Consider the following 9,485-nt stretch of genomic DNA (forward strand, 5'->3'; position numbering starts at 1 on the left):
GCCAGTAGTCTCGGCTTCGCCTCCGCCGCTACGCAGGCGGCGAGCGATGCTCGCCGAAACCCCTGCTTCGCCCCCCTTGAAGGGGGAGGAACGCTCGCCCTGCGGAAACGCCATGAAAAAACTCCCCGACCTGGAAGCCTGGGCGATCTTCGCCAAGGTCGCCGAAACCGGCTCCTTCGCCCGCGCCGCGGCCGAATTCGGCCTTTCGCAGGCCACCGTTTCCAAGGCGGTGACCCGCCTGGAACAACGCATGAAAACCATGCTCTTCCACCGCACCTCGCGGCGCATGTCGCTCACCGAGACCGGCCATGCCGCGCTGGAGCGCGCCGCGCGCATCCTCGCCGAGGGCGAGGCGGTGGAATGCGAGGTGACCGAACAATCCACCAGCCTGCGCGGCCCCATCCGCGTGGCCGCGCCCATGTCCTTCGGCGTCTCCCACCTGGCGCCGGTGCTGCCGGAATTCATGACCCGCCACCCGGAGGTGGTGCTGGACATCCACTTCAGCGACGAGTTGGTGGACCTGGTCGCCCAGGGCTTCGACATGGCCCTGCGCATCTCCACGCTGGCCGATTCCAGCCTGCTCGCCCGCCGCCTGTGCACGGTGCGCATCCTGCTGGTGGGCGCGCCGGCCTGGTTCGAGCGCCACGGCCGCCCCCGCCACCCCCGCGACCTGGCCGCCCACCGGGCGCTGCTGTACAGCCACGGCCGCAGCGGCGGGACCTGGCGCTTCCGCCATGCCCGCCACGGGGAATTCGCCCAGGCCATGCCCACCGCGCTGGTCGCCAACAACGCCGAGGCCCTGGCCCCGGCCCTGCGCGCCGGACTGGGCTTGGCGCTGCAGCCGGAATTCCTGGCCTGGGACGACCTGCAGTCGGGCGCGCTGGAGACGGCGATGGAGGACTGGCAGGTGGAGCCCATCGCGCTCCACATCGTCACCCCGCCCGGCCGCAGCCGCCCGGCCCGGGTGCAGGCGCTGATCGACTACCTGGCCGAACGCTTCGCCAGCGCGCCATGGGCGCGGGGCAGCGATAGTGCGGCCTGACTAACATCAGCAGTTACTGATAATCGGCTCGCCACACGCGGTGTGCCCAGATGGTCTGCATGCAGATACAGAATCTGCGTGGCGGCGTGAGCCGCACCGATGTGCAGGCTGGCGGTCAACCACAGCATGGCCATGCGCAAGACGATGCGTTTCATGTTCTTGTTCTCCCTGTTCCCACGCTTTACTGGATGACCGCCAGCGGCTGGTGGCCCAGCCACAGGTATTCGCGCCGCACGCTGCCGTCGGGCGCGCTCTCGGCGATCAGACGGCCTTCCAGGTCGTAGTGGTAAAGCGTGTCGTCCGCACCCGTCTTGCGGATGCGCTGGCCGAGCGGGTCGAGCCGGTAGCCGGTGCTCTGCCCTGCCGCCGTGGCACTCACCAGCCGGCCGCGGGCGTCGTAGCCCAGGGCGAGCCCCGCGCCGTCGGCCGTCAGGCTGCCGGTGGCGTCATAGCTGTAGCGGCGCGGGTCGGCGCCGGCGATGCTCGCGAGCCGGTTGCTGGCGGGGTCGGTGGTGTAGCTGCGTACCGCACCGCCCGTGGTCTGGCTGGTACGGTTGCCGGTGGCGTCGTAGCCGTAGCCGTGCGTTACCGTGGGCAACACCGCCTGGGTGAGGCGGTCGAGCGCGTCGTAGCCGTAGCTTGCCGTCTGCGTCGCGTCGCCCAGGTTGGTCTGCCAGGCGATGCGCGAGCCGGTGTCGTAGCCGATCTGCCAGGTCTGCCCGCCCAGGCGGTAGTTCGCCGGCCGGCCGTCCTGGTCCTGGCCCCAGACGAGGACTTCACCCGCGCCGTTGGTCAGCCGCTCAACACCGCCGAAGGGGTGGTAGGCGATGGCCGTGGCGATCGTCGTCACCTGCCCGTCCAGGTCGGTCAGGCGCACTTCGCTCACCCGGCCCAGCGCGTCGAGCGCGTAGTCGATGCGCTTGCCGCTCGGGTAGGTGAGGCCGACGAGCCGGCCCGCACTGTAGTGGTACCGGGTGGTGTGGCTTACGCCGTCCAGCGTCCGGGTTTCGGTGGTGCGCCGGCCGTGGGCGTCGTAGCCGTAGTCGATCGAGAGCGCCAGTTGGTTGGCGGCGTCGTACTGTTCGATGCGCGACAGGCGGCCCACGGCGTTGGGGCCGGCATCCCAGACGTAATGGTCGCGGCTGCCGTCGTGCCACTGGACGGAGGTCGGCCGGCCCAGTGCGTCGTGGGTGGTGGCGGTCGTCTGCCCGCGGGCGTCGGTGCGCGCCACTTCGTTGCCGGCTTCGTCGAAGGCGCGCGTGGTAGTGCCGGTGTCGGGTGAGACGAGTCGCGTCTGGTTGCCCAGGCCGTCCAAGGTGTAGGCGGTGACCAGGTTGCGCGGGTCGGTGACCTGGCTGAGCCGGTGCTGGCCGTCGTAGCCGTACTGGATCTGCCCGGCGTTCGGGTCGACGATGCGGATGAGCCGGTTCAGGCCGTCGAAGGCTTGGGTGGTGGTCCGCACCCCCGCGTCCGAGGGGGTGGTGAGGCTCACCCGGTTGCCCTGCGCGTCGTAGCCGTACTGGGCGAGGCTCTGGTTCTGCGCGCCCAGTTCTTCGGCAAGCCGGCTCAGGGCGTCGTACACCCGGTGCTTGAGTTGCACGACCGCGTTCGACGGGTCGCGGATTTCTTCGCGGATCCGGTTGCCCGCGGCGTCCAGGGTGTAGTGGATGGCGTTGCCCTGGGGGTCGGTGATCGCCGTCAGGCGGTGCGCCGCGTCGTAGGTGTAGTCGAGGGTGCTGCCGTCGGGCAGCGCCACCCGCGTGAGTTGACCCGCTGCGTCGTAAGTGTAGGCGGTCTGCTCGCCACCGACGTTCTTGCCGGTGAGACGCCCGCGGGCGTCGTAGCTCAGTTGGGTCGTCAGGCCGTTGGGGGCAACGATGGTGAGTGGCCGGCCGTGGGCGTCGTAGGCGCTGATCCGGGTGACGTGGCCCAGGGCGTTGGTCACCGCGGCGAGGTTGCCCCGCTTGCCCGGGTCGGTGTCGGAAACGTCGTAGTAGGCGTAGCTGGTGACGTCGGACACGTCCGTGCGCGGTCCGTCCGCCGTGAGCACCTGGCCGTAGGCGTTGTAGGTCCAGCTCCACACCCGCGGGCTGCCGGCGAGCGGGGCACCGAAGCCCCCGCTGCCATCCGCATCCGTCGTCGCATGCTCGGTGCGGGTCAGCACACGCCCCTGCGCATCGTAGGTGAACGTCGTAAGTTTGAGCGGCTCCGCGATTCTCGAAGGCAGGCGGAAAGTTGCATGCCACTCCGTCGTCACCGTGCGCGCATCGGCCGTACCCGAGGCTTCCACTCTTTGGGTTTCGAGGTTGCGCGAGAGATCGTACGTGTAGGTCGTCAGGTTGCCGTTGAAGTCCGTCTCGGTCGTGACGTTGCCTTGCGCATCGTAGGTCAGGTTCCGTGTGACCGCCGGCAGCAACGCATGCGAGACGCTCGTCAGGCGCCCTGCCCCCAGAATGTACTGGAACCCATAGTTGGTAACGCCGGACAAGGGGTTCGTGACAGATGCGCCGGAGATTTTCCCGTTGGCATCCTTTTGATAGACGAGTGTGTTGCGGTCCACGCCGCCCGCATGTTCGCTGCTGACCGGCTGCGCCGTTGCGTCGTAGGTCCACGAGGCATACAGGTTGGCCTCTTCGTCGGTAATGCCCGTAAGCAACGCAGGCTCGACACCCCCGGTCACAGTGAGACTCGTGTAGTTGTATGAGCGTACCCCGGTGTCGGGGTAGGTCGCACTGGTCAAGGTCTTGTTCGCGTCGTACGCGTAGGCGATTTTCTGGCCAGCGGGATCGGTCACCTCTACCAACAGGCCACGCCCGTCATACGCAAACTGGAGGGCACGGTTGAAGTTGTCCGTGACGCTGACCAAGCGGCCCCCGGTGTCGTAGGCAAAACTAAGAGCACGACCATCGGGAAGGACACGCGTCACCAGCCTGCCGCTCGCATTGAAGGTGTCCACCGTGTCATCGCCGGAGCGATAGGTCCAGGTCGTCGCTCCCTTGGTCAGCTTGCCCACCACATCGGAATCACCCACCCACTCTGTCGTGCTGCCCGGCTTTGGCCTGAAGTGCAGGATGCTGCCATCGTCGGCCAAGAGCAGGGCAAGATTCGCATCCGCCTGCGGATTCAGGCGAATCTCATAGTTGTGGCGCCAGCGGCTTCCCATCGGGCGCGTGATTGCCGAAAGATGGTGATAGGGATGCCGGCTGTTGTAGTGCCTGACGAACTGCAAGGGAGATATGCCGGCAGCAACATAGTCTTCCTCCCGCTGCACCTTGCAGGCCTGCCCGGGCAAGATGGGATTACCCACGCATTGCGACCCGCTCATGAACTTGATCTGCTCGGGCGGATTGCAGATGTTTGTCGACTGGTTGGCGACTGCATCCTGCCTGCTGAGTTGGGAACCTGCACCGATCTTGAGGTGAAGCTCCGTGTCGAACACGCCCAGATACGGTGCGCTTCGAACAGGATAGGCCGAAGTACTCAGGTTGGTGCCTTCGATCGTCCCGGTATAGTTCCTGTGGACACCGATGTAATGCAGCCGGCACCATCCCTCGAATACCCGCATGTTGTACAGAAAACCCGTCGTGACGGCGCTTCGTACGTCCGCCTGGGTATACCACCCTATTTCGTAGCCGTCGGAGAATCCGAGGCCCGGGTCGTACACGACCTGGCCGCTGGCGTTGCATCTCAGGGGAGAAACGCCGAACAGGTACTGGCGGCTGGCACCCGACCCCGTGGGCGCACCAAGCGCAGCGATCTCGTAGCCGATGAGGGTATTCGGCTTCGAGCACGTGGCGGCCAAGGTACCCGAACATACAAAGGCTTGGGCCAGCAGCCATACGAGGCTCTTGTACTTGAGTCGGCGCATCGACTTCTCCGGAAGGCCATAAGGAGGCATGCAGGACTGCAAGCCGCACGCACTCAACGACATGCGACTATGCTTACAAGCTACTCATTTGTCAACTAAACTTGAATAGCATGATTGTCTGCATCGCCTTCATGACACTACCGGAGTGACGGCGGTGCGTATTCGAATCGCCAGTCACTGTAGCGACTCGCCTGGGCAAACGCCTCGTAGCGGGACGGGAATCCGGCATGCTTGAGCGGCGTCAGCTCGGCGAGGCTATACACGCCCTTGAAACCACCGTCCTCCGCTTCGACCAATCCCCAGCGAGGCTCCCCGCTCCATGGGTCACGGTGGATTCGACGCAGATGCCTCCGCATGACGGGATGACGCCGGTCTTCGAGCAAATCTTCCAGGGTGCGGGGGTAGCGCTTGTTCCCCCCTGGGGAGGATTCGTAATAGGTAAGAATGGCGCGGCGGAATTCGTCGCCGATGGAGAGCAGATCGGCCTCGCGCTCGCGCTGCATGGAAACCTGCACGAGCGGACCGACCGCAGCGAGCCCCGTGCCCAAAATGGCCACCAGGAAGATAAGCCCGAGATAGACGGAGCCCCGCTCACCACGTGCCATAGGCACTACCATCCCGCGACAGGCCGGGGGCACCGCTGCGCACGTCGTAAAGCCCCCCTTGCCCCGGTTCCTTGGGGGGAACGAGAATCCACGTGGTCTCGCTGTCGGTAATGGGATCGACGGGTGGACGGCGCAGATAGCCTTTCGAGACCAAGTCGCCGAGCGTATCCGGGTAACGCCCAGTATCGCCGACGTGCTTGTCGATGGCTTCGCGGACTTGCCGCAGGTTCTCACGCAAGGCGGTTTCCTGCGCTTTTTCCATGCTCGAGAAGTAACGTGGTGCGGCGAGCGAGACCAGGAGAGCAATCACCGCCATCGAAACCAGGAGTTCGATCAGGGTAAAACCGGAGCGGCGCTGACCGGATGTTTCCATCTTTACCATTCCCTGTAGGGCACGCCGTTGAGACCGACGCCTCGATGACGGGACCACACGTCGTATACGTCAGCACCGGGTTGCGGGCTATGAGCCGGACTCGCATAGCTGCGCAGCCCCCACGTTTCTTCGGCAGGAAGGGATGGCGGCGCGAACGGATCTCGCGGGATGCGCCGGATGAAGTGGATGCGGGCCCTTACCGGGCTGCGCGCATCCTCCACGCCGTCGACGAGATCGCGCAAATGCTTCGGATAGCCCGAGGAGCCCGGCGCGGTGACGATGCGGCCTTCGTCGGCGGCCTGCTTGTAGGCGTCGAGCGCTTGACGAATCTCGCGCAGGGCACGCCGCAGTTCGGCTTCGTTGTTACGCTGGATGGCGAGATCGGCCGCAGGCAAGGCCAGCAGGGCGAACACCCCGAGTATCGCGGTGGAGACGAGGAGTTCAATCAGCGTGAAACCATTTCGCACCTGCATTTTCACGGGGCTATCCCAATACCGAACAGAGCCGGAGCGGTTGCTGCCAGGGCTTGCCCGTCGAGCCCGCTCGGCGTGGTCGGCAAGAGCGCGACCACAGTCCGTTCCACGGCCTTGCGCGCCTTGAATGCGATGTACATGACCACAGCGCCACCGCCTTCCGTGAGCGCGGGTTTTTCCTGCGTAGCAAAGAGCAGACCGCTGGCCGGAATGCCGTGCTTCTTGAAGTTGGCCGGCGCTTCCGCGCCACCAGCGGGCACGGCCGGTGTGACATCGAGCAGTTCAAGCACGGCAGGGTCATACTTGACCTGCAGCGGCAGAGACGTGACCGCGCCCGCCGCGCTGGCACGCACCTCCAGCTTCACGGTGTCGCCGACCTTGCCTTGCGCATCGCCGCTCCACCGCAAGGCGACGGAGGCCGTGCCCGCAAGCGTCGTCATGGGCACAGGGGGCATGGCCGTGGCATCTGTGCTACGCGAAACCTCTGCCGTAGCCGGGGATGCATCACCCTGCATGATGGTTTCCGTGCCGTCGACGATGGTGTGAAGCGGACGGATGCGCGCCGCCGCTTCCGTTCCCGACCAAAACTCGGTTGGGGTATCGCCGGGCGGGAGTACGCCGCGAACCAGCCGCGGAGTGATGGAAAGCACGAGTTCGGTCTTGGTGTCGTCGTTCTTTTGGCTGGAGAAGAGCCGTCCGACGATGGGCAGATCGCCCAAGCCGGGGAAACGGTTCGCGGTCTTGCGGTCCTCGTCGTTGATCAGTCCGCCAAGCACCTGGGTTTCACCATCCCGAAGGCGAATGACAGTGCCGGCGTTGCGGGTGCCGATCTGGTAGGACACGCTACCGGTCGGGCTGACGAGTTGCCGGACAACGGAACTCACCTCGAGATCGAGCTTGATGGCGACCTCGTCGTCGAGATAGACGGTAGGCTCGACTTCCAGCTTGAGACCGACATCCACGTATTGCACGTTCTCGGAGACAAGACCGGTGGCGGTGGTGGTGGTGGTAATGAGCGGCACGCGGTCGCCGATCCGGATGAGTGCCTTTTCCTTGCTGCGCGAGCGTATCCTCGGATTGGCGAGCAGGTTGGTATCGCCCACTTCGCGCCTGAGATTGACCATCGCCGACGAAATGGAAGCAGCCGTGCCGCGGCTGTCCAGGTGGGCGAGGTCGTACAGCGTGACGGTCGAACCGTCAGAGGGCAGCGGCGAGAGGGTCAACTGATCCGGAAGCTTCACACCGAGTTCAGTCAGCCGGGAACGGGTGACTTCCAACACTTCGACTTCGAGCATGACCTCCGGCTCGCCGACATCGAGCATGGCCACCATCCGCTCGGCCAACCGTATCGTCTCGGGTGGCTCGCGCAGGATCAGCAGGTTGAGCTTTTCGTCGACGTGTGCGTTCTTGATCTTGAGCACCGATTTCAGCATGTTCAGCGCCTCGCCCGCATTGGCATTGGCAAGGTAGATGCCCTTGACGACAAGATCCTGGAATTCGGTCTGCTTGGCGCCTGTGTTCGGGTAGATCAGTACGGTATTACTGTTCAGCACCCGTTTCTGCAACTGGTAGGTCGAGAGGATCACGTCGAGCGCTTCCTCCACGGCAACGTTGCGAAGGAACGTCGTCACCGTGAGGTTGGGGGGAATTTCGCGGTCGAGGATGAAGTTGAGTCCGCTGTCACGCGACAGGGCTTCGATCAACTGCTTGATGTTCGCATCGCGCACCTCGATCGAGATCGAACGCCGCATCTCGGCCCCAAGCATCGGCACCGCCGCGGCGCCCTGCCCGAGCCGCTCGTCGATTTCACGCTTGAACGCACGTGCTCCCCCGTGGGCCGGATTCTCGTTCAATATCGCTGCGACCTGGCTCAAGGCCGCCGCGGCATCGTTGGCCTGAAGTGCCTTGCGCGCATGCGAAAGCCGCTCCCCATGGCGCTGGTCGAGCGCGAGTCCCGAAAGCCCCGCCGCCGCTGCACGATGCGCGGGTTCAAGTGCCTGGACACGCCGATAGTAGGCTGCTGCCTCGTCCACTCGGCCGGCCTCCCGCTCGGCCTGCGCGCGCCCCATCAGGCGTGCGACCACGCGCTCTCTTGCCGTGATGAATCGCAGACGGTATTCGACGTTGCCGGGCGCGGCCTTCGTCGCTTCTTCCAGCTTGGCAAGGGCGGCCTCGTCATGGCCGTCGGCCAGCAGGCGCAGCCCTTCGCGATGGGCAAGGTTGCCCGCGCAGCCAGCAACGAGGCAGCATGCGGCGACAACGGCCACGAGCATTCGGTGTCTGCTTCGCATCATGGCGTCGGAGCGAGGGGGAGTGTTTGGCGGATGTTCATGGGCTTGTACTGAAAAATAAGCTTGCCGTGTTCGAAGGCGTCGAGCCGGTAGGCGCCGTCCAGTTCGTCACCTACCCGTGCCAGCAGTACACTGCCATCGCGCGTGAAGACGAAGGTGGACCGGCCGCTGCCGGTATCGATGATGCGCGCAAGAAGGCGAAAGGGCAGCGGAGGGGGGACGGACTGCCTTGGCTGAACGGCTGCCGGTACCTCGATGAGCACGTTCTGCCGCGCCACGGGAGGTGGCGGTTGCCAGGTCCGTACCGCGAACGGGTCCCTACGTTCCAGCGGTTCGGATCGAGCTCCGGTCCAGGAAGCCGGGAACGAGGCTCTCGGCGACACCGCCCCGCCCTCACCGACCGCTCCATCCGTAGCGGGCCGGACCGTCGGTAGCTCGATGCCTGGAACAGCCGTGTCCACCCTCGACCCCGGTAGCTGCCATGCCACAGTTCCGGCGCAAGCCGCCGCCAGGAACGGCAGCAGCCCAATCCGGCCTTTCTTGCCAGCGGTCGGAATCTTCATGGCGCGGCAAACCTGAGGGTGAGGCGCAGTTCGGCCTCGACAATGGGATCGCTCGCCCTTTGCCGCCGCATGACGAAACCGTCGAGCGCGATGTTCGGTGCCGATGCCAATACACGATCGGCGAAGTTTCTGAGCGCACCGTAAGGGAATCGCTGATTTATTCCTCCGCCGGCGCCCCGGCACAGAGATGCGCTTGAGATAATGGAGGCTGTGTTCGAATGACAGGACGTGGGCCGATGCAATCGAGCTTTTCCGAGTTGGAGTACGCCG

Annotated in this window: 8 protein-coding genes and 1 pseudogene; 1 reads left to right on the forward strand and 8 read right to left on the reverse strand. The window is 65.2% G+C overall.

From position 1 onward, the window contains the following. Positions 1–112 precede the first annotated feature (112 nt). Positions 113–1,042, forward strand: a complete 930-nt coding sequence (locus tag E6O51_RS09980; RefSeq protein ID WP_136384837.1) for a LysR family transcriptional regulator — start codon at positions 113–115, stop codon at positions 1,040–1,042. Between the two features lie 181 nt (positions 1,043–1,223). On the opposite strand, the gene E6O51_RS09985 is transcribed toward E6O51_RS09980, so the two are convergent. The 8 genes and pseudogenes from E6O51_RS09985 to E6O51_RS22070 all read right to left on the reverse strand — a co-directional run. Next, on the reverse strand, positions 1,224–4,073 hold the full coding sequence (locus tag E6O51_RS09985) for an RHS repeat protein (RefSeq protein ID WP_168735242.1): 2,850 nt from the start codon (positions 4,071–4,073) through the stop codon (positions 1,224–1,226). 42 nt (positions 4,074–4,115) lie between these two features. Beyond that, a pseudogene (locus E6O51_RS22495) lies at positions 4,116–4,973 on the reverse strand (DUF6531 domain-containing protein); the annotation flags it as partial. Positions 4,974–5,047: 74 nt separating this feature from the next. Then, positions 5,048–5,515 (reverse strand): type II secretion system protein, encoded by a 468-nt coding sequence (locus E6O51_RS09990; protein ID WP_211091373.1) that lies wholly within the window; start codon positions 5,513–5,515, stop codon positions 5,048–5,050. Beyond that, positions 5,502–5,888 (reverse strand): type II secretion system protein, encoded by a 387-nt coding sequence (locus E6O51_RS09995; RefSeq protein ID WP_211091374.1) that lies wholly within the window; start codon positions 5,886–5,888, stop codon positions 5,502–5,504. The genes E6O51_RS09990 and E6O51_RS09995 overlap by 14 nt, the downstream gene beginning before the upstream one ends. Positions 5,889–5,890: 2 nt before the next feature. Beyond that, positions 5,891–6,361: a type II secretion system protein gene (locus E6O51_RS10000; RefSeq protein ID WP_136384858.1), complete on the reverse strand. Its 471-nt coding sequence runs from the start codon at positions 6,359–6,361 to the stop codon at positions 5,891–5,893. Positions 6,362–6,363: 2 nt separating this feature from the next. Beyond that, a complete protein-coding gene (locus E6O51_RS10005) occupies positions 6,364–8,634 on the reverse strand; it encodes a secretin N-terminal domain-containing protein (protein ID WP_168735243.1) in 2,271 nt (756 codons plus the stop codon). 17 nt (positions 8,635–8,651) lie between these two features. Continuing rightward, positions 8,652–8,915 (reverse strand): hypothetical protein, encoded by a 264-nt coding sequence (locus tag E6O51_RS10010; protein WP_136384842.1) that lies wholly within the window; start codon positions 8,913–8,915, stop codon positions 8,652–8,654. A 296-nt stretch (positions 8,916–9,211) separates the two neighbouring features. Further along, positions 9,212–9,485 (reverse strand): hypothetical protein (locus E6O51_RS22070; protein ID WP_211091375.1); only part of this gene is annotated, 274 nt, incomplete at its 5' end.

This window comes from Pseudothauera rhizosphaerae (assembly GCF_004801305.1).
GTDB lineage: Bacteria > Pseudomonadota > Gammaproteobacteria > Burkholderiales > Rhodocyclaceae > Pseudothauera > Pseudothauera rhizosphaerae.